Raw genomic sequence first — 22334 nt, 5'->3', positions numbered from 1 at the left:
GATAGTGGAAGTCACCCACCGATGCAAAACACCAAGCTCTTGCTGCCCAGCCTCACCCTCGTGGGTCTGTTCGCACTCGCCGGCTGTTCGTTTCCCGGGGTTTACAAGATCGACATCCAGCAGGGCAATGTCGTTACGCAGGACATGATAGACCAGTTGAAGCCCGGAATGACCCAACGGCAAGTGCGGTTTATCATGGGCAACCCCATGATCACCGACACCCTCCACGCCAATCGCTGGGACTACCTGTACAGCATCCAGCCGGGCGGGCGTCAGCGCTATCAGGAGCGCGTCAGCCTGGTGTTCGATGGCAACGACCAGTTGGTCGGCCTGGCCGGCGACTTCATGCCGGGCGTCAGCCGCGACCAGGCGATCATGGGCGAAGGCAGCAGCACCAGCGTCAATCAGCAGCAGCCTCAACAGCCCGCGGAAGAGCCGGCCAAGCCGGGCTCACTGCTGGAGCAGATCCAGGACGAAGTGGACTCTGCCGAGCCGATTCCGGTGCCGATCCCGGAGCCGCTGGACCCGCAACCGCAGTAATCTGCTGCAACGAAAAAGCCCGGCCAATGCCGGGCTTTTTCATGGCTATGTCCCCGTTACGTGTTGGCAGCTGGGCGGCATTCCGATTGGCCGCGAAATTCGCGAATCCGCTCCCACAAGGCGTGCCACAACTAACGGGGACATAGCCTTTTTCATAGCCATGTCTTCCGTTATGTATGTGCCATCGTAGGGTGCGCCGTGCGCACCAGTGAGCCAACCCATGCCCCGGTGTACACAGCGCACTGCTAACGGGAGCCTCAATCGCCCTGCCGCGCCGCCTTGGCCCGTGCCGCACGCGCCTTGCGCACTTTCTTCGGGTCGGCGATCAGGGGCCGGTAGATTTCCACCCTGTCGCCCTCCTCCAGCACCCGCTCCTCGGGCCTGGCCAGCAGCCTGCCAAAGATGCCCAGCGATACCTGGGCCAGTTCGAGACCGGGAAAGTGAGCGTCCATTCCCGAACGCAACACTGCCTCGCGCGCCGTGGTGCCGGCCGGCACCCTGAGGCCGAGCAGCTTCTGCAGGCCCTCCAGCGCATGGACCACCTCGACGGCGATCTCCTCAGCCATGGAGCTGCTTGGCCCGCTGGCAGAAGGCGTCGACCATGGTGTTGGCGGCCTGGGTGAACAGCGGGCCAAGGGTCGCCTTGACCAGCGGGCCGGCGTAATCGAAGGTCAGATCGAGGCTGATCTTGCAGGCCTTCTCACCGAGGGCCTTGAACTCCCACAGACCATGCAACTGGGAGAACGGGCCTTCGACCAGGCGCATTTCGATGGAAGTGCTGGGCACCAGCAGGTTGTGGGTGGTGAACTGCTGGCTGATGCCGCCCTTGGCCACGGTCAGGGTGGCGCGCATCTCGCTCTCGCTGGACTCCAGCACCTCCGACGCCGAGCACCAGGGCAGGAACTTCGGATAGCCGGCCACATCGTTGACCAGGTCATAGAGGGCCTGCGCCGGATAGGGCAACAGGGCCGAGCGTTGGATACGGGTGCTCATCAGCCTTGGATTCCTGAACTGCCGCGCCGGCCTGCCGGCGCCACGGAGCGCGCATTGTGCGGAATTCGACCAGCCCCCTCAAGCGTACCTGTCGCCACGGGCGCGGCGACTCCCTATAATGCGCGCCCTATGGCCAAACAGAAGAAACACCCCACCGGAACCATCGCGCTTAACAAGAAGGCGCTGCACGACTACTTCATCGAGCACAAGTTCGAGGCCGGTCTGGTCCTGTCCGGCTGGGAAGTGAAGAGCCTGCGCGCCGGCAAGGCGCAGCTGGTAGACAGCTATATCCTGCTGAAAGACGACGAAGCCTGGCTGATGGGATGCCACATCACCCCGCTGAAGACGGCAAGCACTCACGTCATCGCAGACCCCACGCGCACCCGCAAACTGCTGCTGAACAAACGCGAACTGGACAAGCTGTTCGGCTCGGTCCAGCAGAAGGGCTACACCTGCGTGGCGTTGTCGATCTACTGGAAAGCCCACCTGATCAAGTGCGAGATCGCCCTGGCCAAGGGCAAGAAGGACTTCGACAAGCGCCATACCGAAAAAGAGCGCGACGCCGACCGAGAGGTCCAGCGCGCCATGCGCAGCAAGGGCAAGGAAGAATAGAAAAGGGCGGATCATCCGCCCTTTTTTCCGCGGGAGCGGCCTTGGCCGCGAAGCTACCGACCAGCCCCATTCGCAGGCAAGCCCGCCCTACAACCCCTGGCGCCGCTGCGCCCGTTCCAGCCGCTTGGCCTCCTGCTGCGCCTCGGCCAGCACTTCCTGCACGTAGTGGATATGGTGATGCGACAGGTCGCGTGCCTCCTCTGCACGCCGCTCGATGATCGCCTCGAACAGCGCCTGGTGCTGCTCGCGCAGGCGGTCGCGGGTCTCGCTGCGCTGCAGGTACATGCCGCCGATGTTGGTCACCACGTTGTGCTTGAGCAGGTCGAACAGCCCGCGGATGGTGTGCAGCAGTACCGCGTTGTGGCTGGCCTCGGCGATGGCCAGATGGAAGCGCGCGTCGGCCGCGCCCTCCTCCGCCCGGCTGGCCTTGCTGTCCGGCGCATAGCAGCGCTGCAGTTCGTCGAAGGCCGCCTGCAGGCGCTCATGATCGACCGGCGTGGCCCGCTGCGCCGCGTAGTAGGCGCAGGAGCCCTCCAGCGTGTGGCGGAACTCCAGCAGGTCGCGCTGGGCGTCGGGGTTGCTTTCCAGCAGGTGCAGCAGCGGATCACTGAAGGTCGAGCCCAGTTCCGATGCCACGTAGTTGCCGCCGCCCTGGCGGCTGATCAGCAGCCCCTTGGCCACCAGCTTCTGGATCGCCTCGCGCAGCGACGGGCGGGACACGCCGAACTGCTCGGCAAGAATCCGCTCCGCCGGCAGTCGCTCGCCGGGCTTGAGCGTACCCTCGAGGATCATCGACTCGAGGTGACTGACGATGTCGTCCGACAGACGGCGCTGTCGCACCTGACCGAATGTCATACCAGTTTCCATCCTGTTCGTTTGCCGCGTGGCAAGCATCCGGCTCGCTGTCCGCGGTGATTGCGGCGGCAGCCTACCCAGCCCCATACCTCCCGACAAGCCTGGTCTTTCGTCCACCCCACCCGACCAAAGTCGAAGGCGGGCAAATTGACATGGCACAAGCAGGGCTTTTACCCTGAGTCATCGCTTTTGTAAATTGGTAATACCAATTAAGGCGAAAACTGGATTGAGAGGACCGGACTCTGCCGCCAGGCCAAAAGCCTGACGCTCCCCGGGCCGAGGCACCTCCAAAAACAATTAGGGAGCCACCCGCATGCAAACCTGGCAACAGATCTATACCCCGCTCGGCAGCCTCGGCCTGTCGGCGCTCGCCGCACTGATTCCGATCATCTTCTTCTTCCTGGCGCTGGCCGTGTTCCGCCTCAAGGGCCACATCGCCGGCACCATCACCCTGGCACTGTCGCTGCTGGTAGCAATCTTCGCCTTCGGCATGCCGGCCGAAAAAGCCTTCGCCGCCGCCGGCTATGGCTTCGCCTACGGCCTCTGGCCGATCGCCTGGATCATCGTCGCCGCGGTGTTCCTCTACAAACTCGCGGTCAAGAGCGGCCAGTTCGAGGTGATCCGCAGCTCAGTGCTGTCGATCACCGACGACCAGCGCCTGCAGGTACTGCTGATCGGCTTCTCCTTCGGCGCCTTCCTCGAAGGCGCGGCCGGCTTCGGCGCGCCGGTGGCGATCACCGCCGCCCTGCTCGTCGGCCTCGGCTTCAACCCGCTGTACGCCGCCGGCCTGTGCCTGATCGCCAACACCGCGCCGGTGGCCTTCGGCGCCCTGGGCATCCCGATCACCGTGGCCGGCCAGGTCACCGGCATCGACGCCTTCAAGATCGGCGCCATGACCGGTCGCCAGCTGCCGCTGCTGTCGATCATCGTGCCGTTCTGGCTGGTGGCGATGATGGACGGCTGGAAAGGCGTGAAGGAAACCTGGCCGGCCGCCCTGGTCGCCGGCGGCAGCTTCGCCGTCACCCAGTACTTCACCTCCAACTTCATCGGCCCGGAACTGCCGGACATCACCTCGGCCCTGGTCAGCCTGATCAGCCTGACCCTGTTCCTCAAGGTCTGGAGCCCGCGCCGCGCCGAGGACAACGAAGTGGTCGGCGTCTCCGGCGGTGCCGCGGTGGCCGGCGGTTTCGGCGGCAAGAGCGGCGCCACCCCGTCGCCCTACAGCTTTGGCCAGATCCTCAAGGCCTGGTCGCCCTTCCTGGTGCTGACCGTGCTGGTCACCATCTGGACCCTCAAGCCGTTCAAGGCCCTGTTCGCCCCGGGTGGCGCGCTGGAGAGCTTCGTCTTCCTGTTCGCCATCCCGCACCTGGATCAGCTGGTGATGAAGGTCGCGCCGATCGTCGCCGCCCCCACCGCCATCCCGGCCGTGTTCAAGCTGGACCCGATCTCCGCCACGGGCACCGCGATCTTCTTCTCTGCGCTGATCTCCATGATCATCCTGAAGATCAACCTCAAAACTGGTCTGACCACTTTCAAGGAAACCTTCATCGAGCTGAAGTGGCCGATCCTGTCCATCGGCATGGTGCTGGCCTTCGCCTTCGTCACCAACTTCTCCGGCATGTCGACCACCATGGCCCTGGTCCTGGCCGGTACCGGCTCGCTGTTCCCGTTCTTCTCGCCGTTCCTCGGCTGGCTGGGCGTGTTCCTGACCGGCTCGGACACCTCGTCCAACGCCCTGTTCGGCTCGCTGCAGGCCACCACGGCGCACCAGATCGGGGTCAACGACACCCTGCTGGTGGCCGCCAACACCAGCGGCGGCGTGACCGGCAAGATGATCTCGCCGCAATCCATCGCCGTGGCCTGCGCCGCCACCGGCATGGTCGGCAAGGAATCGGACCTGTTCCGCTTCACCCTCAAGCACAGCCTGATCTTCGCCACCATGGTCGGCGTGATCACCCTGGTCCAGGCCTACTGGCTGACCGGCATGCTGGTGCATTGACCCCGCAAGCCGTCGCTCCCGCGAAGGCGGGAGCCCAGCCAGACCAGCCATGGTTTACCTGGGTCCCCGCCTTCGCGGGGATGACGCTGGAAGAGGCGAACCGCCGCACACCGACAAGCACACCACGATGAGACGCCCATGATCATTTCAGCCTCCACCGACTACCGTGCCGCCGCCCAGCGCAAGCTGCCGCCGTTCCTGTTCCACTACATCGACGGCGGCGCCTACGCCGAGTACACGATGCGGCGCAACGTCGAGGACCTGGCCGGCATCGCCCTGCGCCAGCGCGTGCTGAAGAACATGTCCGAGCTGAGCCTGGAAACCGAGCTGTTCGGCGAGAAGCTGGCCATGCCGGTGGCCCTGGCCCCGGTCGGCCTGACCGGCATGTACGCCCGCCGCGGCGAGGTGCAGGCGGCCAAGGCGGCGGCGGCCAAGGGCATCCCCTTCACCCTGTCCACCGTCTCGGTCTGCCCGATCGAGGAAGTGGCGCCGGCCATCGACCGGCCCATGTGGTTCCAGCTCTACGTGCTGAAGGACCGCGGCTTCATGCGCAACGCCCTGGAGCGGGCCAAGGCCGCTGGCGTCACCACCCTGGTGTTCACCGTCGACATGCCCACCCCCGGCGCCCGCTACCGCGATGCCCACTCCGGCATGAGCGGCCCCAACGCGCCGCTGCGGCGCATGCTGCAGGCCGTCACCCACCCGGCCTGGGCCTGGGACGTGGGTCTGCTGGGCAAGCCGCACGACCTCGGCAACATCTCCACCTACCGTGGCAATCCCACCGGCCTGGCCGACTACATCGGCTGGCTGGGGGCCAATTTCGATCCATCGATCTCCTGGAAGGACCTGGAGTGGATTCGCGAGTTCTGGGAAGGCCCGATGGTGATCAAGGGCATCCTCGATCCGGAAGACGCCCGCGACGCGGTGAAATTCGGCGCCGACGGCATCGTCGTGTCCAACCACGGCGGCCGCCAGCTCGACGGCGTGCTGTCCAGCGCCCGTGCCCTGCCGGCCATCGCCGACGCGGTGAAGGGCGAATTGAAGATTCTCGCCGACTCCGGCATCCGCACCGGCCTCGACGTGGTGCGCATGATCGCCCTCGGTGCCGACGGCGTGATGCTCGGCCGCGCCTTCGTCTACGCCCTGGCCGCCGCCGGTGGTGCCGGCGTGAGCAACCTGCTCGACCTGTTCGAGAAGGAGATGCGCGTGGCCATGGTCCTGACCGGCGCCAAGTCGATCGCTGACATCAGCCGCGACTCGCTGGTGCGTGAACTGGGCGTCTGACGCCCAGCCTTCCACGCCCTACCCGGGCGCGGAAACGCTGCCGGCGCACACCCGCGCCGCAGCGCAGCCAGGCGGGCAAGCCCGTCCGGCGTAGTCGACAATAACAAGCAGGGCCGCCACAAGCGGCCCGCACCTACCGTGATCGTCAATGGAGCACGCATGAGCCTGCCCGCCGCCTTCCTCGCCGAAGTTCACCGCCTGATCCCGCGCGAGCGCCTGTTCGACGACCCGTTGTCGACCCTGGCCTTCGGCACCGACGCCAGCTTCTACCGGCTGATTCCCAAGCTGGTGGTACGGGTCGAGTCCGAGGCCGAGGTGGTGCGCCTGCTCGAGCTGGCCAGCGCCCAGCGCGTGCCGGTGACCTTCCGCGCCGCCGGCACCAGCCTCTCCGGCCAGGCCATCAGCGACTCGGTACTGATCGTCCTCGGCGACAACTGGAATCACAAAGACATCCGCGCCGATGGCGCACAGATCCGCCTGCAGCCCGGCGTGATCGGTGCCCAGGCCAATGCCTGGCTGGCACCGCTGGGCCGCAAGATCGGCCCCGACCCGGCCTCGATCAACGCGGCCAAGATCGGTGGCATCGTCGCCAACAATTCCAGCGGCATGTGCTGCGGTACGGCGCAGAACACCTACAAGACCCTCGCCGGCCTGCGCGTGGTGCTGGCCGACGGCAGCGTGCTGGACAGCGAGGACGCCGCCAGCGTCGCAGCCTTCCGCGTCCGCCACGGCGAGCTGCTCGACACCCTGGCCGAGCTGGGACGGCAGACCCGCGCCAACTCCGTGCTGGCCGACAAGATCCGCCACAAGTACCGGCTGAAGAACACCACCGGCTTCTCGCTCAACGCGCTGGTCGACTTCGACGAGCCGCTCGACATCCTCAACCACCTGATGGTCGGTTCCGAGGGCACCCTCGGCTTCATCAGCGCGGTGACCTACGACACCGTGCCGGAGCACCCGCACAAGGCCAGCGCGCTGATCGTCTTCCCCGACGTGGAGAGCTGCTGCCAGGCCGTGCCGCTGCTCAAGCGCCAGCCGGTGTCCGCCGTGGAACTGCTCGACCGCCGCAGCCTGCGCTCGGTGGAGAACATGAAGGGCATGCCCGAATGGGTGCAGAGCTTGTCGGGCGGCGCCTGTGCCCTGCTGATCGAGTCGCGCGCCGCCAGTCAGTCGCTGCTGCACGAACAGATCGGCCAGATCATGGCCTCCATCGCCCACTTCCCGGTGGAGAAGCAGGTCGACTTCAGCGAGGACCCGATCGTCTACAACCAGCTGTGGAAGATCCGCAAGGAGACCTTTCCCGCCGTCGGCGCCGTACGCCAGACCGGCACTACGGTGATCATCGAGGACGTAACCTTCCCGGTGGAGCGCCTGGCCGAGGGCGTCAACCGCCTGATCGAACTGCTGGAGAAGCACCGTTACGATGAGGCCATCCTGTTCGGCCACGCCCTGGAGGGCAATCTGCACTTCGTCTTCACCCAGAGCTTCGACACGGAGGAGCAGAAGGCCCGCTACGAAGCCTTCATGCAGGACGTGGCGCAGCTGGTGGCGGTGGAGTTCGGTGGCGCGCTCAAGGCCGAGCACGGCACCGGGCGCAACATGGCGCCCTTCGTCGAGCTGGAATGGGGCAGCGAGGCCTACCAGCTGATGTGGACCATCAAGCGCCTGTTCGACCCGCTGGGCATCCTCAACCCGGACGTGGTGCTGTCGCAGGACCCGCAGATCCATCTGAAGAACCTCAAGCCGCTGCCGGCCGCCGACGAGATCGTCGACAAGTGCATCGAGTGCGGCTTCTGCGAGCCGGTCTGCCCATCCAAGGGGCTGACCCTGACCCCGCGCCAGCGCATCGTCATCTGGCGCGATATCCAGGCCAGGAAACGTGCGGGCATCGACACCACGGAACTGGAAGCCGCCTACCACTACCAGGGCGTGGACACCTGCGCCGCCACCGGCCTGTGCTCGCAGCGCTGCCCGGTGGGCATCAACACCGGCGACCTGGTACGCAAGCTGCGCGCCCGCGATGCCGAACACGGACACAGCGCCGACTGGCTGGCCGCGCACTTCCACCGCACCCTGCAGGGCGCACGCGTGCTCCTGCATGTGGCCAACGGCGCGCGCATGCTGATGGGCGCGCCGCTGCTGGGCAAAACCTCGGCCCTGCTGCACAAGGCCAGCGCCGGCCGCGTGCCGCAGTGGACGCCGGCCATGCCGCAGCCGGTGCGCAACCTCGATCTGCCGGCGTTCAGCGACGATGCGCGGCCACGGGTGGTCTACCTCGCCGCCTGCATCTCGCGCGCCATGGGCCCGGCCTTCGCCGACGCCGAGCAGACGCCGCTGATCGACAAGACCCGCCGCCTGCTGGAAAAGGCCGGCTTCCAGGTGGTGTTCCCCGAGGACTCGGACAACCTCTGCTGCGGCCAGCCGTTCGCCTCCAAGGGCTACCCGGAGCAGGCCGAGCGCAAGAAGCAGGAGCTGGTCGATGCGCTGCTCAAGGCCAGCCGCGGCGGCCTCGACCCGATCTACTGCGACACCAGCCCCTGCACCCTGCGCCTGGTCCAGGACGGCCTCGACCCACGACTGCAACTGCACGACCCGGTGAAGTTCATTCGCGAGCATCTGTTCGAGCGCCTGGAATTCACTCCGCAGGACAAGCCGGTGGCGGTGCACGTGACCTGCTCCACCCAGCACCTGGGCGAGGCCCAGGGACTGATCGATATCGCCAGGCGTTGCGCCAGGGAAGTGGTGATCCCCGAGGGTATCCACTGCTGTGGCTTCGCCGGCGACAAGGGCTTCACCACACCGGAACTGAACGCCCACTCGCTACGCTCGCTGAAGGACGCGGTGCAGATCTGCGAGGAAGGCATCTCCACCAGCCGCACCTGCGAGATCGGCCTGTCCACCCACAGCGGCATCGACTACCACGGGCTGGTCTACCTGGTGGATCGCGTCACCCGCCCCCGTGCCTCCGCGCACTGAGGCCCGGTCGCAAGAAAAGGTGAACCCCGGCGCGACGGCAAAAGTCCATCGATCAGGGCCTGGGACAACGGGCCCCTTGCCATCCCGGATGCACTGGCTCGCCGAGCGCCGCCCCGACAGGGCGCTCGTCGCGACCGGACCGCCCGCTTCGCCCAACCGCGAGCGAGCCACCGGGCCCCGATAGGACGGAAGAGGACCACCTCAATGAAACGTACTGCCCTGCTCTTTTCCTGCGCCCTGATGGCCGCGCCGGTGTTCGCCAACGACCTGTGCACCGTCAACCTGCAGAAGCTGGATGACGCCGTCACCACCAAGGCGACCCTGACCGATCCGCTGAAAACCCAGGTCGAAGACCTGCACAAGAAGGCCAAGGACGACCAGGCCGCCGGCAGGACCGAAGACTGCGCCTCCAATGCCGACCAGGCGCTGATGCTGCTGCAGAAGGCCGACTCGGGCGGCGAAGGCGGCGGCGCCAACTGATGTGCGCCGGCGGGGCCTCCGGGCTCCGCCGTTACCCGTTCCAACCCCGCCTATACTCAGGCCTCCACCATCCCCGGAGGTCGATCATGCGCCGCACCGCCATCCTGCTCGCCGCCCTGCTGCTGAGCACCCCGCTCCATGCCATGCACTGCCCCCAGGAAATGGCCAGGATCGATCAACTGCTCAAGACCGAACCGCCCGCCGACCCCGAGGTGCTGGCGGAAGTGCAACGCCTGCGCGCCGAGGGCGAGGAACTGCACAAGGCCGGCAACCACGAGGAGTCGGTGAAGGTGCTGGAGCAGGCGCTCAACCTTCTGCAGGCCAGCGAGTAGTCAGGCCTGCCGGCCGAGCAGCGACAGCACCAGTTGGCGCAACTGCTGGAGATCGACGGGCTTGAGCAGGCAGGCCTGAGCGCCCTTGGCGCGGGCTTCCGCCAGCAGCTCCTCGTCGACCGCCGCGCTCACCACCAGCACCGGCACATCGACCAGGCGCGGATCGCCGCGCATGTGGGCCAGTACCTCCAGGCCATTGCCGTCCGGCAGGTCCAGGTCCAGCAGCACCAGCGCCGGGGTCTGCTCGGCCAGCAGCAGCAACGCGCGGCGCACCGAGCCCGCCCCGTCGACCACGGCCATTTCCCGCAGCCCCTCCTGCAGCACCTTCATGCAGGCCGGATGGTCCTCGACACAGAGCAGCCTAGCCAGGGGCCGCGACGGCGGCGGCTCCGTAGTGCTTTCACTGCCTCCTTCGACCGGCGGTTCGGCTGCGCTGGGCAACTCGATCCAGAAACGGCTGCCCATGCCCGCCTCGCTGGTGACGCCCATCTCGCCGCCCATCAGCTCGGCCAGCTCGCGGCACAGCACCAGGCCGATACCGGTGCCGGGAATGCTGGAGTTCTCCCGCCCCAGGCGCTGGAACGGCTGGAACAATTGCGACTGCTGCTCGGCATCGAGCCCCGAACCGCTGTCGTCGACCCACAGCCGCACCCCGCCGGAGCGCACCTCGTAGCCCAGCCGGATCAGGCCCTGCGGGCTGTTGTACTTGATCGCGTTGGACAGCAGGTTGAGCAGCACCTGGCGCAGGCGCCGCGGATCGGCCATGACGAACAGCGGCGGGTTCGCCTCGGCCTGCACCTGCAGCTGCAGGCGGCGTTGCTGCACCTCCGGCTGGATCAGCTCCGCGCAGCCGCGCAGCAGCGGCCCGATATCCACCGGCTGCAGCTGCAGTTGCTGCTGGCGGCTCTCGATGCTGGACAGGTCGAGGATGTCGTCCACCAGCGAGGTCAGGTGACGGCTGGCGAGGACGATCTCCCGCGCATACTCAACCTCCTGGTTGCGCTCGGGCCGGTCCTGGGCCTCCAGCTCGATCAGTTGGGCGAAACCGTGGATGGCGTTGAGCGGCGTGCGCAGCTCATGGCTCATGCTGGACAGGAAGCGGCTCTTGGCCTGGCTGGCCGCCTGGGCCTCCAGGCTGGTGCGACGCAGCTCGTCCTGCACCTGCTTGAGCCGGGTAATGTCGACATGCGTACCCGCCGCCCGCATCGCGCGGCCCTCGGCGTCGCGCTCGATCACCTTGCCGCGGCTCAGTAGCCAAGTGTAGCGGCCCTGAGCATCGGCATAGCGGTATTCGGCCTCGAAGAAATCCACTGCCCCCTCGTCGGCCATGCTCAGCCTCAGGTGGCGCACCCGGGGCAGGTCGTCAGGGTGGACGCGCAGGTTGAATTCGGCGAAGGGCATGCAGTCGGTGGGCAATCCGAAGCGACGCACGAAGCGGTCGCTGATGCGGATGCTGAGACTGGCCGCATCGACCTCCCAGAGGCTCTCGGTGGTGCTCTCCAGCACCAGCTCCAGGGTGCGCTGGGCATGCCGGCGGCTCTCGTCACTGGCCTGCAACTGGCGGCCGGTCTGCTCCACTTCCACCGCCATCTCGGCCATTTCGGCGATCACCGTCGGCGGCGCCGCCGGCTTGTAGTCGCCCACCGCCAAACTGCGCATCATGCCGACGATACCGGTGATGGGCTGGGCCAGCTCGTCGCTCAGGCGCCGCGAGCGCAGCCACATCCAGGTGCCAAACAACAGGTAGAAGAATACCAGGCCGGCGATCAGCAGGTAGCCGATGATCTGGTACTGCTCGGCCAGGCGGTTGGTCTCGCTGAAGATGTTCGCCTCGTCCACCACCAGCATCAGGCGCCAGCCGGTCTGTGGAATCTCACTCCAGGCCATCAGCTGGCCGCGCCCGCCCAGCTGCACCTCGACGACGCCATGGGGCCGGGTGGCCATGATGTCGAGCAGCGGCCGCAGCCCTTCCTGTCGGTCCAGCTTGAAGTCGGCGGGTTTGAGCACCTCGCGGCTGACGGCCTCGGCGTAGGAATAGCTGGTCAGTTCGCGTAGGCCGAAATCCTTCTCGCCCGCGGCGGGCAGCGCCATGATCGCGTTGTCGCGCCCGACCAGCAGCGCATACCCTTGCCAGGGCACCTGCAGGTTGCCGATCTCGGCGAGCATCTGGCCCACCGTCACGTCCAGGCCGGCGACGCCCTCGAGGAAGTCGCCGCGATAGACCGGGGCGATGGCGGACATCATCCAGCCCTGGCCCGCCGGGTCGAGGTAGACCTCGGTCCATACCGGGCGCCGCTCGGGGTTGTGTGTGGCGTCGGCCAGGTAATAGAAGTTGTACTTCGGGATGTCCATGTCGTGCGGATACTGCTGCAGCACGTCGAAGTAGGGATAGATGCGGTTGTAGCTGTCCCAGCTGTTGAAGTAGACCGCCGCCACCAGCGGGTCCGCCTGGCGGATCGAACGCATCAGCGAATCCACCCGCGACAGGCGCAGGGCCTTCTCGCGATCCTGGCCGGCGGTCCTGGCGGAATAGAAGGAGGCGGCGCGACCGTCGTCGCTGCGGCTGTAGAACACCCCCTCCGGCGTACTGGTATGGCGCCGACGTTCCAGTTCATCGGGCTCGTAGCGCTGGTCACCCAGCGCCTCGGCCACGGCATCCCGGTAGATGCCCACCTGGGTCTCGATGGCACGCAGGCGGCCGTCGATAACCTGCCCTTCCCGGCGCACGGCGCTGCCCAGGTCCTGCAGGGCGCTGGTCTGCAGATAGCCGACCTGGGACTCGCGGATGGATTCGTTGGTGTAGAGATAGACGCCGATCAGCACCGACTCCACCAGCACCAGCGGAATCAGCGAACTCTGCAGGAAGGCCCGCCAGATCCAGCGGCGCAAGGGCTTGAGCGGTGCGGTCGGCATCCGTCGTCCTCTAAATCTGCTCAGATGTGGATGGCACGGGCTCGACGAGCGACGGTGCCGGTCGGGCATTGTAGCGGCAGCCGGTGGTCGACGCTGATGAACCTTTGCCGTACACTGCACGTCCAACCTCGCAAGACCCGTTCTGGGGCCGATTAGGATTCGACGCCGGTAGCAAAACTTGAGGGGCATGCCGAGTAGGTGACAGTTCTCGTAAATCCGCTGCCACAACTTCATAGTTGCCAACGACGACAACTACGCTCTGGCCGCCTAAGGGCGCCAGCTGACCCTAGGGGATGCCTGTAAACCCGAAGATTTGGTCAGTCAGATAGAACAGGATCGCCGCCAAGCTCGCTGCAGGTGTAACGGCTAAAACTCATGCAGCTCGCTCCAAGCGCCCTGCCACTCGGGCCGCGCGGAGTTAACTCAGTAGAGATGGCTAAGCATGTAGAACCGATAGCGGAGAGCTGGCGGACGGGGGTTCAAATCCCCCCGGCTCCACCAAATAAGCGTTAAAAATCAGGCACTTAGCGTTTCGAGAAAGTGCCTTTTTTGTGCCTGATGGGGCTGTTTTGGCTGGGTTATGCCAGCTTAATGACAGCATTGAGCCTGCCGGCCAGGTGGGCCGCACCCTCACCTGCAGGCGTCGTTCGCCGCCACCAGCTCACGCTCATAGCCGATGCGCTGACGGCGCTCAGCCAGCAGGGCGCGCACCTTGACCTCCAGCGTGTCGGACGCCTTGAGGCCATCGGATGCCCAGGCCGGTACCGGAGTCTCCGCGGTCCGGCACAGCACCAGCACCGGAACCTCCACCCGGACCAGCTTGGGCTCCGGGTCGACGGGAGGTTGGCTAGCGCAGCCGGCCAGCAGCAGAGCCGCCGCCATTACACATGGTGTAAAGCCGGTCATTCTGGTCATAGCCCCAGCTCCTGATTGATCACCGCCTCGGCCGCGGCGCAGGCATCGCCGCCAGTCCGCTCCTGCATCAAGCGATTGGCGGCGTGATAGTCCTGCTCGGCGTGCTGGCGGGCCTGCTGCTGGGCCGCCTGCGCGCGCTGCGCCCGTTCCTGATCGGCGGCCCGAAGGCCCGCGAGCGCCTGGTTCTGCTCGCCCACCAGCACCAGCAGGTTGGCGCGGGTCTCCCGGCACGCGGCCAGCTTGCCCGCATCCTCGAGCTGCACCTTGCGCAGATCAGCAAGTTCGCCCTGCAGGCCGACGACGCGCACCTGCTGACCCGCGCCGACTATGCCGGTCAGCACCAGGCCGGCAGCGGCGACCCACGCCCAGCCCGGCAGGAGTTTCAGCAGCGCGGTCATGCAAGCCTCCCGCCGGCGGCGACGTAGTGCGCGAGCAGGTCGTCCAGCTTCTGCTCGTGCTGGCCGTACCCGGCGCCAGGCAGGCTGGCCCATATCTTCCGCACCTTGTGGATGGCCGCGGCGATCCTGCCGGCCTGGATGTCGGCCAGCGCGCCGCGCTCCCGGATCTGCTGCAGTGCGATAAGGTCCTGGTTCTCGGGGGTGAAGCCGCCGGCCAGGCCCAAGCTCTTGCGGTACGCATCCCAGTAGCGGGCCAGCAGCTGGTAACGGCCGGCCGCCGTGGACTTGATACCCAGGCGCTTCAGGTCGATCAGCTGGCGCGGGTGATCGGCGTAACTGCGGAACAGGCCGCCGCCGACAAGCACGTCGTAGCCGCTGTCCATGGTGGGTTGCCGTCCGTTGTCGGTGCCCTCGGCCCAGGCGAGCATATCGAGGAAGGCGAGCACGTTTGTGCCGCCCGCTCGGGCAGCAGAGATTCGAGCCATAGGTGTACTCCAGAAATGAAAAGCCCGGCGCAGAGGCCGGGCAGGAATGGCAGTAGCGGGGTCAGGCGATGGCGGCGGCGCCCTGGGTCATAGAGAGCAGCAACAAGCGTGGGCTCGTTCAGCCAGGCGCACACTGCGCCGAGCGTGGCCGGGTTGTAGCTGGCGGGGCACGGCAAGCCGAGCGCGGCCGCATCCCACTCGCTGCAGAACGCCAGTTCAGGCATCTGCATGTTCCGGTTGAAGACCTGACTGGCCAGCAGCGTCGGCCAGCCGTATCGGTAGTGATCGGTGGCACGGAAGAACTCGACGATCCGCACCGGATCAGCCCAGGGCAGATCGATCAGGTCCCACTTGTCCGGGGCGAGGCTTATCTCGCCGTCGCCCAGCCCTACTCGCTTCTTCCGCACTCCCTTGTCCATGACCGAACTGCTGTAGCAGTAGCCGTCGACCACCAGTTCCGTGTGCGAGTAGATCGATTGCGTCCACCAGCGGATCATCGCGTTCCCGATGTCCCCCTGGCCCTTGTACAGCGCGAGCTGGACGGTGCTCATACGGCGCCCTCCGGGATGGGGCTGGGCGGCCAGGCGATCACCGGCAATGCGGCAATCAGCTCGGCATCGGTTGGGATCTGGCGCAGCCCGGCGCGGCACTCGGCCATGATCTGGTACGCGGTGAGATTGCAGGCGTCCATCCAGGCAGCGAACACCGCGCCCTCGGCCTGGAACGGTCCCTCGAACCCCGCACGCAGCGCGCATGTGAACCGGCTGTCGTAGCGGCGCTCGCCAGCCACCGCGTCAAGATGAGCATTCAGGATGCCGGTGAGCCGCTCGGCCTCCGTCTCGGCGATGGCTGGTGGCGCCCCGGTGCTGATCCACTCGCCGCCGCTGACCTCGCCCGTCTCCTCGTTCAGCGCGCCGCCCTGGTACGCCGGGTCATAGACAGGGCCGTCCCAGCCGGTGGCGACCCACCGCTGGCCGGGCTCGGGATAGATGGCATTCCCGAGGTACAGGCCATCCTCGTCAATCAGATACTTGATCATGGGTCATCCCAGCGGGTAGATGATGTCGAGAGCGAAGCGCGCGGTTGTACTCCCAATCGCCGGGCCGATCTTCACGTCACCATTGGGCTCAATGGTGCCAGAGAGGTTGCCAGTCCACTGGCCCGCAGTGCCGGTCAGGTCACCACGGGCCTGGAACGGCAGTGTGTACGTCGGGCGAAACAGGAGAGGCACACTCCAGAACACTGTACCCGCTGTTCTGGTCCCAATGTTGGCGTAGAGCTGTATCTGCATGGACTGGGCAGTAAGGCGGAAACGATTATTGGCCCCGGCAAGCGGGGTCCAACCCTGCAAGTACGACGTGATGGTCGTCCAGTCACTTACCGTAGGCGCATAGCCCCAAGCGGACCAGAAGTGGCCAGCGCCCCAGTCCAGCCGCATACGGGACAGGTGGGCGTTGTGGTAGATAACGTCCAGCTTCTGCACGAATCGGTTAGCGTCAACCTTACGCACCTCTACGATAGCGCCTGGCGTAGCGTAGGCGGCGGGGGCATTGGCCATAACCTGGTCAACGATCCAGATGCCCTCCACGTTCATGGCGTCGTAGTCTGCGGCACCCTCCCACACCCGGGCCTCGCCCTGGTTGTGCCGGTGGGCGACGATCGTTCCCGTGCTGTTCGTGGTGTAGATGTCGACGCCGCCGGCGGCACGGACAAAGTAGATGGAGTTCGCTTCCAGCACGGCGGGCAGCGTGGCGACCAGCTTGTGGTGCTTGACGGTCGGCATGCTGTCACCAGTTCGCTGTGTCCCAATCGGCGGGGATTGGGGCGCCGCTGAACCGTACCAGCCCGCCCGCCTCGCTGAACTTGTCGAGAGTGGCCTTGTTCGCGTGGGTGTGGGCCTGGCTCACGGCCGTGTCGATCTGCGCCGGGCTGGATGCGGGGCGGCCGTCGATGCTGGACCACTGGACCACCACGTCCATGCTCTCGTACTCGGCCAGCTTGTACGTGGTGTCGGTGTTGGCGGCGTAGGCGTACAGCGCAGAACCGCTGCTCACGGTGGGGTCGCCGGTTGCGTCGATCACCAAGATCATGGCGTTCCGGTCCAGGGTGGCGGTCAGGGCGTCCCGCGCGGCAATGTCGGCGACAATATCCAAGGCGCTGGCCTCGCCTGACCAGTTCGCCAGGGCGTCTTCGATCAAGGCATTGATCATCGCCGAGTTGCCAATGGAACGCGCCACCCCGGCGCTGTCGGTCACGTAGGACTCGCAGTAGCTGCCGTTCTCGACGAAGTAGAAAGCATTGGACTGCAGCACGCCCGGGAGGACGGCGACTTTGTGGAACTGAATCACGGCCATGGCTGGCTCCTTACCAATCGGTGGTGCCCCACTGCGGGGGCGGAACGTAGAGCCCGTCAGGGCGGTTGCTGATCTGGTTGCTGGGGTCAGGGCTGATCGTCGCGCCGTCAACGCCATTCCGGCCGGGCGGCCCTTGCTCACCAACCGTGGTGGCGATCACCTGGGCGTCTTCGAGGACGCCGATCACCTCGATCTCGTGCTCGCTATCCACAGCCGCACCTCCCACGATCGGGGCCGCCCTCGAAGAACGGCAGGACGCTGCCGTCGGCGAAGGTGACGTTGAAGGTGTAGGACCAGTCCGGCCCGAGGGCGGCGGTCTGCTCGGGCGTCAGCGTGCGCACGATCGTGCCGGGCGTCGTCAGCGCCAGGCCGTCGCCGGGCGTGAGGGTGATCACCGCGGCGCCGGTCAGCACCATGATCGGCGTGGCGCCGGCGAGGTCGACGGGCAGCTTGTACATCAGCTCGCCGCCGCGGGGCGTGTAGCCGGTTGCTGACGCCTCGTTGATCTCCAATGTGTCGCCATCCAGCCACTTGGCGCGGAGGGGCGGGGACGGCGGCTCGCGGTTGATGCCCTGCATCCCCGCGACTGCACGCACCCACACAGGCCAGTCACCAGCCAGGCCGTGGCCGGGCACAACGAGACGGGCCGGGGCGCCGGTGATGCTGCTGATCTGGTGATAGGCGAACACTGGCTGCATCAGCCGCACCACGTCGCGATAGGTCGTGCCGGGTCTGATCTTGAGGTTCTGGACTGCGGGTTCCATTGGATCTCCGGGCATGAAAAAGCCCGCACGCGGCGGGCCTGTGTCTTGTGGGTGGACGGGCTAAGGGTCGACGGTCTCTTCGTATGCAATGAGCGGGATGGCGATCAGCACCATCCGGCCGTTATCCAGTTCCGCGGTCCTGATGTGGGTAAACCCAGTGGACTGATACACCCGCGGCACCCCTGCGAGCGGGACGTTGGAATAGATGATGTCTTGGAAACCAAACTCGACGGTTACGCCGTCGGCCAGCAGCCACTCGCCGCTGCCCACTTCGCTGAAACCCAGCGCGCCGCTGATCGGGACAACGGTGGTCTTGGGCTGCAACTCAACCCAGTCCGATGCCTCGCCGTCGGACCAGACGCACAGCCAAATGCTGCCGTCTAGCTCACTGACGCACAGCGTACAGGCTGGCGCGATCACGCCGTCCACGCCCGGATAGCCTGGGATCGACAGGCCCGCCAGGTGCGTAATCTGCTCGGCGGTGAGGGTCAGGTAGATGACGCTCCCGGCCGGCCACTCTTGCTGATCCGTACCTTCGCAGCCGCGACCCAGCGCCGCGTTGCCGCTCTCGACCACGGCCTCCACGATCTCATATCGGGTGCGGCCATCGTCACGCAGCGCGAGCCGATAGCGGCCATCGGGTAGGTCGAGGCTGGCAGTCTCGGCGTATTCAGAGAGCGTGATCTCGCGCTCCCAGTAGTTCTCGAATCTGTACATGCTCATGCTCACACCCAGTTGTATCGGTAGTTCACGTCAGCTCGGCGCACTTCCCCGGTGACCGGGTTCCACGCACCAGAACTCCAGCACCGGAGCTGGTCCAGCGTATGCGCGCTGGCGTTCGGTATGACGTGATCCCCGCCGTGCAACCCCGAGGGGCTGACTGCGCCACTCTGGAATCGCCGCTGCTCCGGCAGCTGGGCGCGGTACGACATCGCGACCAGGGCATTGGAGAGATACGAGACGTTGAGGCTCATTGCGATGATGGGCGGGCCGCTCCCCACCGGCCCCTCGCCGGCGTAGTCGATAAAGCGCGCCCCGGTCGGGGTGTACCGCTGCAGATGCACCACCGGGTCGCGGCCGTTGAGGTTCCGGCCCGGAGAGTTGGAATAAATCTGCGAGCCATTCATCGAAACTTTCGACGACGGCTCTTGCCAGCCTCTGGTAAATATCGTCTCGGTGTCATTCACATACGTCAGAACTTCATGGCCCTGTATGCTGAAAGTTCGTGTCTCAAGGGTATAGTCATGACTGTTGACGTTAAGTCCCGATCCGAAACTTCTATCAAATTCATATCTAACTCTGAGTTTGACAAGCTCGACGGTAGTTGCGTCGCCCTTGTACCACGCCCAAAACGCCCACTCTTCATCGGTGCTGTAGCTGTAACTTCCGACGCTGTACGTCATCGAGTCGGTCCACCCCGAACTGCTCGGAGGTGTCCCATACGGCATAACCACCGGCTCGCCGAACGAGTACCAATAGATAACGTATGTAGGGGAGGACTCGCTGGTGGGGATGGCCGATAGCAACTGGTACATGCCCGGATACGTTGCGTGATATATCACGCTGATATTGTTGTTCTCCGGCTCAAGTATCACCTCGAAGATACAGACGCGTTCATAACCGCCAGTTCTTTTCAGCTCCAGCAAATAGAGCGCTCTGTCTCCCGATCCGCCCCGCATCATTAATGTAATGCGCGTATCGGTATACCCCCAATCCGACGGGACATTGGCAGGATTGAAGCCGGACGTGTATTGAAGAACAACTCTCTCGCCGCTTACTGACTCGACCTCCGCATATACGGTCAGCACCTTTTCAATCGGCGTATAGCCGGTGTGGCTGTAGATCATCCACCTGGCGCAGTGGTTTTTCCACCGCCTGCACCATGGCCGCGTATTCCTTACGGAAGCCGGCCACCTCCTTGGTAGCTTCGTCCAGGTCGGCTGTCAGCCGGATTTCTACGTCGTTGGTCATGATTCAGCCTTTCATGGCTCGCATGAAGAGAGACCACGGGTAGTCGAGAACCCGATGGTGGCCAATGCGCGTAAGCGTGACGATGGACTCGTCAAGAGCGCTCAGGAAGGCAGAGATGGGCTGGCCGCTCGAGCCAGCATCTCGAAAAAATCGGGGTTGGCCTCTTTGCAGCCTTCAACAACCAGGCGCAAGGCGCTCGGCGGTAGCTCATCCAACCGGCTAGCTGTAAGGTTGGTGAAGGTTGGCAGTTCTACGAGGCGCACTTCTTCAAACAGGAGGTCGCCAACAAAATCACCGCTCAACTTAGAAGCTATCAATCCGCGCAACTGGCCGACGGTCAGCAGAGCAGGAGGCCCTCGACTACATCGCAAAGCGGTTTTCCCTGTAGGCCAGCCAGCACCAAAACCCAGCCGGGGCTGGGTGCTTGGTCGCGAGGCGCTTATCGGGGGGTGTGCCGAGGCGAATACTGGTTGAGCTTCCGCCGCTGCTGCACTGCGTCGAACTCTGACCCGAACTCCTTCTTGAGCTTCCAGGTGCCCGTCGAGCCATCCTTGAAGTGATCGATCATTTCAATACCCGCCCGGGAACCAAGCCCGGTCAGATGCGTGTAAAGGTCGTGCCGCTTGAATATCTCGTGGAGACAGTCGAAGTGGTGGCAGACGAGATACACGTCGTACAACTGCGAGTCGCTGAGCAGGGTGCCGGCCGGCTCCTCCTTCGGTAGCCACTCCCCCTCCATGGCATAGGCCGCCACGAAGTTGCACGCCGCCTCAAACTGCGGCGCCGGTATCAGTTCGATGCGCGGCACGTTGAAGCGGGTGTGCAAACGGTTGCACATGGTTTGCTGGAAACCTCGGCGCTTCTCCAGCGGCACCACCTTCGCCTTGTCGCGAATCAGGCCCTTGAGCGCGGTCAGCTCAGTGACGCCTATGAACCTTGCGCGAATATCATCGGCATCTTGTGGCGCAACCTGCTGTAAGCGCTTCTCGCACTCGATGAAGTAGCGCCGAGCCTGGCGCCCTTTGTCGTTGCGCTCCACCATCGCAAGCTCTTTACCCATATCCAGAGTGACGTGGTACTCGCGGCCTCTGCGACCTCCAGAACTTTCGCCCAAAAATGACCGAAAGTCCTCGCCCTCCTGAAAACCGTACTCTTCGATGCGTCGAGAGACCCACTTGCGAAATTCAGTATCGATACCGAGGAAGCGATGAAGCGTACGCGCGTCGACCAGCTGGGCCTGTTCGTCATTGATGGAGCCAGTAAAAACGGGGATCAGGGCTTGAGCAGTTTGCATGGTGGAACTCCTTACCTGTTGGAGTTCGCCCCTCCTCGCCAAAAGGGGTGGCGAACTGTACGCGGGTTGGCGAACCGGGGGTAAGGAACCCGGCAGACATTTCTGTCTCCCACGCACAGCCCGCCATAACGCGGGCACAAAAAAACGCCTTGCGGCGCTGTGCGCCTCACCTTTCGGGTCGCCAAACCCATTTACCGCTACATGCTGCAGCAGCAGGGGAATCATGCATTCCGGCTCTAGCTTGCGTCAACAGTTTTGGCAAAGCCGTAATTCCGGCTTTGGCCCGAAACGACAGAGCCCGCGCTTATGCGGGCTCTATTCGCTGTAAAGATCCTTGAAGTAGAGGATGGTTGATCGATCCTCCTCTTTTTTCCCAGGCTTCTTTGTGCTGTTGATATTGCTCTGAATGAAGCCAATTCGCTCGTAGAACGCGAGCGTTCGTGGTCGGTTAACAGCGTTTACCGTCAGCAGTCGTACGGACACGTGATCCGTATAGACCATGCCCTGGATGAACTTGATGAGCTCCTCCCCGATGCCCTTTGACTGCTCGCCATCACGCACAGCCAGCTTGGTGATTTTCACCGCCGGAAAGAATTTGATGGGCGCATCGAAAGGCAAGCCAAGCTCAGTGAGTTCAACACCATTGAGCGAGATGCAGTCTGCCGACAGGCTGAAAAAAGCGATTGGCACCTCATCGCCATTCCTGAACACAACCGTCGTGGCGGTAAGACCGTACTCATCGTAGAGCGCAGCATCGTCCACCAAGAAACTATCGAGTTCCGGATCTGCGCAGGTAAACCGCTTCAGCAGCGCCTTATCAACCTCGCCCACCTTAGCGAGGCTGAACTCCTCCAGCGTCACGTTGCTTAGGACTGTTGACGTTTTTTAAAGGCGGCCTGAGCGGCGGCAGCATAGGCGGTAAGCGTATGGCGACGGGAATCGGTCAAGCGGACAGCGCCGACAATACGCACCAACTCACGGCTTTCTTCAACAGACAGCGGCTTAGTGGATTCGATAATCGGTTTAGCGGCCATAACTTTTCCAATAATTCAGGTTGATACCAAGCCGTCGGCTTGGGAGGGACTACAGCCCTTAATCTCTGTGACTCATTGCGAGTCATGCGGGTTCACGGGCGCATTTACAACGCCGGACATCTGAAAAGTCAAATG

Annotated in this window: 26 protein-coding genes and 1 other RNA gene; 8 read left to right on the top strand and 19 right to left on the bottom strand. The window is 64.7% G+C overall.

Annotated features, from left to right (window positions below; all coding sequences use genetic code 11):
* Positions 1-21 precede the first annotated feature (21 nt).
* Positions 22-540, top strand: a complete 519-nt coding sequence (locus tag N7640_RS07930) for an outer membrane protein assembly factor BamE (protein WP_279903377.1) — start codon at positions 22-24, stop codon at positions 538-540.
* A gap of 257 nt (positions 541-797) precedes the next feature.
* On the opposite strand, the gene N7640_RS07925 is transcribed toward N7640_RS07930, so the two are convergent.
* Together N7640_RS07925 and N7640_RS07920 are read right to left on the bottom strand one after the other, a co-directional pair.
* Positions 798-1106: an RnfH family protein gene (locus tag N7640_RS07925; RefSeq protein ID WP_279903376.1), complete on the bottom strand. Its 309-nt coding sequence runs from the start codon at positions 1104-1106 to the stop codon at positions 798-800.
* Positions 1099-1533 carry a type II toxin-antitoxin system RatA family toxin gene (locus N7640_RS07920; protein ID WP_279903374.1) on the bottom strand — a complete coding sequence of 145 codons (435 nt, stop codon included), beginning with the start codon at positions 1531-1533 and terminating at the stop codon, positions 1099-1101. The genes N7640_RS07925 and N7640_RS07920 overlap by 8 nt, the downstream gene beginning before the upstream one ends.
* Positions 1534-1662: 129 nt before the next feature.
* Here N7640_RS07920 and smpB point away from each other — a divergent pair, with 129 nt between their 5' ends.
* Positions 1663-2145: an SsrA-binding protein SmpB gene (smpB, locus tag N7640_RS07915; protein WP_220811120.1), complete on the top strand. Its 483-nt coding sequence runs from the start codon at positions 1663-1665 to the stop codon at positions 2143-2145.
* Between the two features lie 87 nt (positions 2146-2232).
* On the opposite strand, the gene N7640_RS07910 is transcribed toward smpB, so the two are convergent.
* The gene (locus N7640_RS07910; protein ID WP_279903373.1) at positions 2233-3000 is read right to left on the bottom strand and encodes an FCD domain-containing protein; all 768 of its coding nucleotides are present in this window, start codon (positions 2998-3000) and stop codon (positions 2233-2235) included.
* Between the two features lie 313 nt (positions 3001-3313).
* Here N7640_RS07910 and N7640_RS07905 point away from each other — a divergent pair, with 313 nt between their 5' ends.
* The 5 genes from N7640_RS07905 to N7640_RS07885 all read left to right on the top strand — a co-directional run bounded on the left by N7640_RS07905 (position 3314) and on the right by N7640_RS07885 (position 10071).
* Complete coding sequence (locus N7640_RS07905) at positions 3314-4999, top strand: lactate permease LctP family transporter (protein WP_279903372.1); 1686 nt, start codon at positions 3314-3316, stop codon at positions 4997-4999.
* A 138-nt stretch (positions 5000-5137) separates the two neighbouring features.
* Positions 5138-6283 (top strand): FMN-dependent L-lactate dehydrogenase LldD, encoded by a 1146-nt coding sequence (gene lldD, locus N7640_RS07900; protein ID WP_279903371.1) that lies wholly within the window; start codon positions 5138-5140, stop codon positions 6281-6283.
* A gap of 159 nt (positions 6284-6442) precedes the next feature.
* Complete coding sequence (locus N7640_RS07895; RefSeq protein WP_279903370.1) at positions 6443-9259, top strand: FAD-binding and (Fe-S)-binding domain-containing protein; 2817 nt, start codon at positions 6443-6445, stop codon at positions 9257-9259.
* A 204-nt stretch (positions 9260-9463) separates the two neighbouring features.
* A complete protein-coding gene (locus N7640_RS07890) occupies positions 9464-9739 on the top strand; it encodes a hypothetical protein (RefSeq protein ID WP_220811125.1) in 276 nt (91 codons plus the stop codon).
* Between the two features lie 86 nt (positions 9740-9825).
* The gene (locus tag N7640_RS07885; protein WP_279903369.1) at positions 9826-10071 is read left to right on the top strand and encodes a hypothetical protein; all 246 of its coding nucleotides are present in this window, start codon (positions 9826-9828) and stop codon (positions 10069-10071) included.
* Here N7640_RS07885 and N7640_RS07880 read toward each other — a convergent pair whose 3' ends face one another.
* Positions 10072-12984: an ATP-binding protein gene (locus N7640_RS07880; protein WP_279903368.1), complete on the bottom strand. Its 2913-nt coding sequence runs from the start codon at positions 12982-12984 to the stop codon at positions 10072-10074.
* Positions 12985-13128: 144 nt separating this feature from the next.
* On the opposite strand from N7640_RS07880, the gene ssrA reads away from it, so the two are divergent.
* Positions 13129-13485: a transfer-messenger RNA gene (ssrA, locus tag N7640_RS07875) on the top strand.
* Between the two features lie 129 nt (positions 13486-13614).
* On the opposite strand, the gene N7640_RS07870 is transcribed toward ssrA, so the two are convergent.
* From N7640_RS07870 to N7640_RS07800, 15 genes are all read right to left on the bottom strand, one after another.
* A complete protein-coding gene (locus N7640_RS07870; RefSeq protein ID WP_279903367.1) occupies positions 13615-13899 on the bottom strand; it encodes a hypothetical protein in 285 nt (94 codons plus the stop codon).
* A complete protein-coding gene (locus tag N7640_RS07865; RefSeq protein WP_279903366.1) occupies positions 13896-14297 on the bottom strand; it encodes a hypothetical protein in 402 nt (133 codons plus the stop codon). Before N7640_RS07865 ends, N7640_RS07870 begins: the two co-directional genes overlap by 4 nt.
* Complete coding sequence (locus N7640_RS07860; RefSeq protein ID WP_279903364.1) at positions 14294-14725, bottom strand: glycoside hydrolase family 104 protein; 432 nt, start codon at positions 14723-14725, stop codon at positions 14294-14296. Before N7640_RS07860 ends, N7640_RS07865 begins: the two co-directional genes overlap by 4 nt.
* Positions 14608-15333 carry a hypothetical protein gene (locus N7640_RS07855; protein WP_279903363.1) on the bottom strand — a complete coding sequence of 242 codons (726 nt, stop codon included), beginning with the start codon at positions 15331-15333 and terminating at the stop codon, positions 14608-14610. Before N7640_RS07855 ends, N7640_RS07860 begins: the two co-directional genes overlap by 118 nt.
* Positions 15330-15821: a hypothetical protein gene (locus N7640_RS07850; RefSeq protein WP_279903362.1), complete on the bottom strand. Its 492-nt coding sequence runs from the start codon at positions 15819-15821 to the stop codon at positions 15330-15332. The genes N7640_RS07855 and N7640_RS07850 overlap by 4 nt, the downstream gene beginning before the upstream one ends.
* 3 nt (positions 15822-15824) lie before the next feature.
* On the bottom strand, positions 15825-16565 hold the full coding sequence (locus N7640_RS07845; protein ID WP_279903361.1) for a hypothetical protein: 741 nt from the start codon (positions 16563-16565) through the stop codon (positions 15825-15827).
* A 4-nt stretch (positions 16566-16569) separates the two neighbouring features.
* Positions 16570-17136 carry a hypothetical protein gene (locus tag N7640_RS07840; RefSeq protein ID WP_279903360.1) on the bottom strand — a complete coding sequence of 189 codons (567 nt, stop codon included), beginning with the start codon at positions 17134-17136 and terminating at the stop codon, positions 16570-16572.
* Positions 17137-17146: 10 nt separating this feature from the next.
* The gene (locus N7640_RS07835) at positions 17147-17347 is read right to left on the bottom strand and encodes a hypothetical protein (RefSeq protein WP_279903359.1); all 201 of its coding nucleotides are present in this window, start codon (positions 17345-17347) and stop codon (positions 17147-17149) included.
* Complete coding sequence (locus tag N7640_RS07830) at positions 17340-17900, bottom strand: hypothetical protein (protein ID WP_279903358.1); 561 nt, start codon at positions 17898-17900, stop codon at positions 17340-17342. Before N7640_RS07830 ends, N7640_RS07835 begins: the two co-directional genes overlap by 8 nt.
* A 60-nt stretch (positions 17901-17960) precedes the next feature.
* Entirely contained in the window at positions 17961-18623 is a 663-nt protein-coding gene (locus N7640_RS07825) for a hypothetical protein (protein ID WP_279903357.1), read from the bottom strand.
* 2 nt (positions 18624-18625) lie between these two features.
* Positions 18626-19747, bottom strand: a complete 1122-nt coding sequence (locus N7640_RS07820) for a hypothetical protein (protein ID WP_279903356.1) — start codon at positions 19745-19747, stop codon at positions 18626-18628.
* A complete protein-coding gene (locus tag N7640_RS07815) occupies positions 19713-19871 on the bottom strand; it encodes a hypothetical protein (protein ID WP_279903355.1) in 159 nt (52 codons plus the stop codon). Before N7640_RS07815 ends, N7640_RS07820 begins: the two co-directional genes overlap by 35 nt.
* A 439-nt stretch (positions 19872-20310) precedes the next feature.
* Positions 20311-21165 (bottom strand): antA/AntB antirepressor family protein, encoded by an 855-nt coding sequence (locus N7640_RS07810; protein ID WP_279903354.1) that lies wholly within the window; start codon positions 21163-21165, stop codon positions 20311-20313.
* A 315-nt stretch (positions 21166-21480) separates the two neighbouring features.
* Positions 21481-22026 carry a GNAT family N-acetyltransferase gene (locus tag N7640_RS07805; protein ID WP_279903353.1) on the bottom strand — a complete coding sequence of 182 codons (546 nt, stop codon included), beginning with the start codon at positions 22024-22026 and terminating at the stop codon, positions 21481-21483.
* 5 nt (positions 22027-22031) lie between these two features.
* Positions 22032-22199, bottom strand: a complete 168-nt coding sequence (locus N7640_RS07800; RefSeq protein ID WP_279903352.1) for a hypothetical protein — start codon at positions 22197-22199, stop codon at positions 22032-22034.
* Positions 22200-22334: the final 135 nt, after the last annotated feature.

The sequence above is a fragment of the Pseudomonas sp. GD04015 genome (assembly GCF_029837675.1).
GTDB classification, from domain to species: domain Bacteria; phylum Pseudomonadota; class Gammaproteobacteria; order Pseudomonadales; family Pseudomonadaceae; genus Aquipseudomonas; species Aquipseudomonas paralcaligenes.
This window is presented reverse-complemented; position numbering and strand designations above follow the sequence as displayed.

Excerpts from the sequence above, each read along its gene's own strand:
- N7640_RS07930 (WP_279903377.1), top strand. The coding sequence starts at position 22 with ATGCAAAACACCAAGCTCTTGCTGCCCAGCCTCACCCTCGTGGGTCTG.
- N7640_RS07925 (WP_279903376.1), bottom strand. The coding sequence starts at position 1,106 with ATGGCTGAGGAGATCGCCGTCGAGGTGGTCCATGCGCTGGAGGGCCTG.
- N7640_RS07920 (WP_279903374.1), bottom strand. The coding sequence starts at position 1,533 with ATGAGCACCCGTATCCAACGCTCGGCCCTGTTGCCCTATCCGGCGCAG.
- smpB (WP_220811120.1), top strand. The coding sequence starts at position 1,663 with ATGGCCAAACAGAAGAAACACCCCACCGGAACCATCGCGCTTAACAAG.
- N7640_RS07910 (WP_279903373.1), bottom strand. The coding sequence starts at position 3,000 with ATGACATTCGGTCAGGTGCGACAGCGCCGTCTGTCGGACGACATCGTC.
- N7640_RS07905 (WP_279903372.1), top strand. The coding sequence starts at position 3,314 with ATGCAAACCTGGCAACAGATCTATACCCCGCTCGGCAGCCTCGGCCTG.
- lldD (WP_279903371.1), top strand. The coding sequence starts at position 5,138 with ATGATCATTTCAGCCTCCACCGACTACCGTGCCGCCGCCCAGCGCAAG.
- N7640_RS07895 (WP_279903370.1), top strand. The coding sequence starts at position 6,443 with ATGAGCCTGCCCGCCGCCTTCCTCGCCGAAGTTCACCGCCTGATCCCG.
- N7640_RS07890 (WP_220811125.1), top strand. The coding sequence starts at position 9,464 with ATGAAACGTACTGCCCTGCTCTTTTCCTGCGCCCTGATGGCCGCGCCG.
- N7640_RS07885 (WP_279903369.1), top strand. The coding sequence starts at position 9,826 with ATGCGCCGCACCGCCATCCTGCTCGCCGCCCTGCTGCTGAGCACCCCG.
- N7640_RS07880 (WP_279903368.1), bottom strand. The coding sequence starts at position 12,984 with ATGCCGACCGCACCGCTCAAGCCCTTGCGCCGCTGGATCTGGCGGGCC.
- N7640_RS07870 (WP_279903367.1), bottom strand. The coding sequence starts at position 13,899 with ATGACCAGAATGACCGGCTTTACACCATGTGTAATGGCGGCGGCTCTG.
- N7640_RS07865 (WP_279903366.1), bottom strand. The coding sequence starts at position 14,297 with ATGACCGCGCTGCTGAAACTCCTGCCGGGCTGGGCGTGGGTCGCCGCT.
- N7640_RS07860 (WP_279903364.1), bottom strand. The coding sequence starts at position 14,725 with ATGCTCGCCTGGGCCGAGGGCACCGACAACGGACGGCAACCCACCATG.
- N7640_RS07855 (WP_279903363.1), bottom strand. The coding sequence starts at position 15,333 with ATGAGCACCGTCCAGCTCGCGCTGTACAAGGGCCAGGGGGACATCGGG.
- N7640_RS07850 (WP_279903362.1), bottom strand. The coding sequence starts at position 15,821 with ATGATCAAGTATCTGATTGACGAGGATGGCCTGTACCTCGGGAATGCC.
- N7640_RS07845 (WP_279903361.1), bottom strand. The coding sequence starts at position 16,565 with ATGCCGACCGTCAAGCACCACAAGCTGGTCGCCACGCTGCCCGCCGTG.
- N7640_RS07840 (WP_279903360.1), bottom strand. The coding sequence starts at position 17,136 with ATGGCCGTGATTCAGTTCCACAAAGTCGCCGTCCTCCCGGGCGTGCTG.
- N7640_RS07830 (WP_279903358.1), bottom strand. The coding sequence starts at position 17,900 with ATGGAACCCGCAGTCCAGAACCTCAAGATCAGACCCGGCACGACCTAT.
- N7640_RS07825 (WP_279903357.1), bottom strand. The coding sequence starts at position 18,623 with ATGAGCATGTACAGATTCGAGAACTACTGGGAGCGCGAGATCACGCTC.
- N7640_RS07820 (WP_279903356.1), bottom strand. The coding sequence starts at position 19,747 with ATGATCTACAGCCACACCGGCTATACGCCGATTGAAAAGGTGCTGACC.
- N7640_RS07815 (WP_279903355.1), bottom strand. The coding sequence starts at position 19,871 with ATGACCAACGACGTAGAAATCCGGCTGACAGCCGACCTGGACGAAGCT.
- N7640_RS07810 (WP_279903354.1), bottom strand. The coding sequence starts at position 21,165 with ATGCAAACTGCTCAAGCCCTGATCCCCGTTTTTACTGGCTCCATCAAT.
- N7640_RS07800 (WP_279903352.1), bottom strand. The coding sequence starts at position 22,199 with ATGGCCGCTAAACCGATTATCGAATCCACTAAGCCGCTGTCTGTTGAA.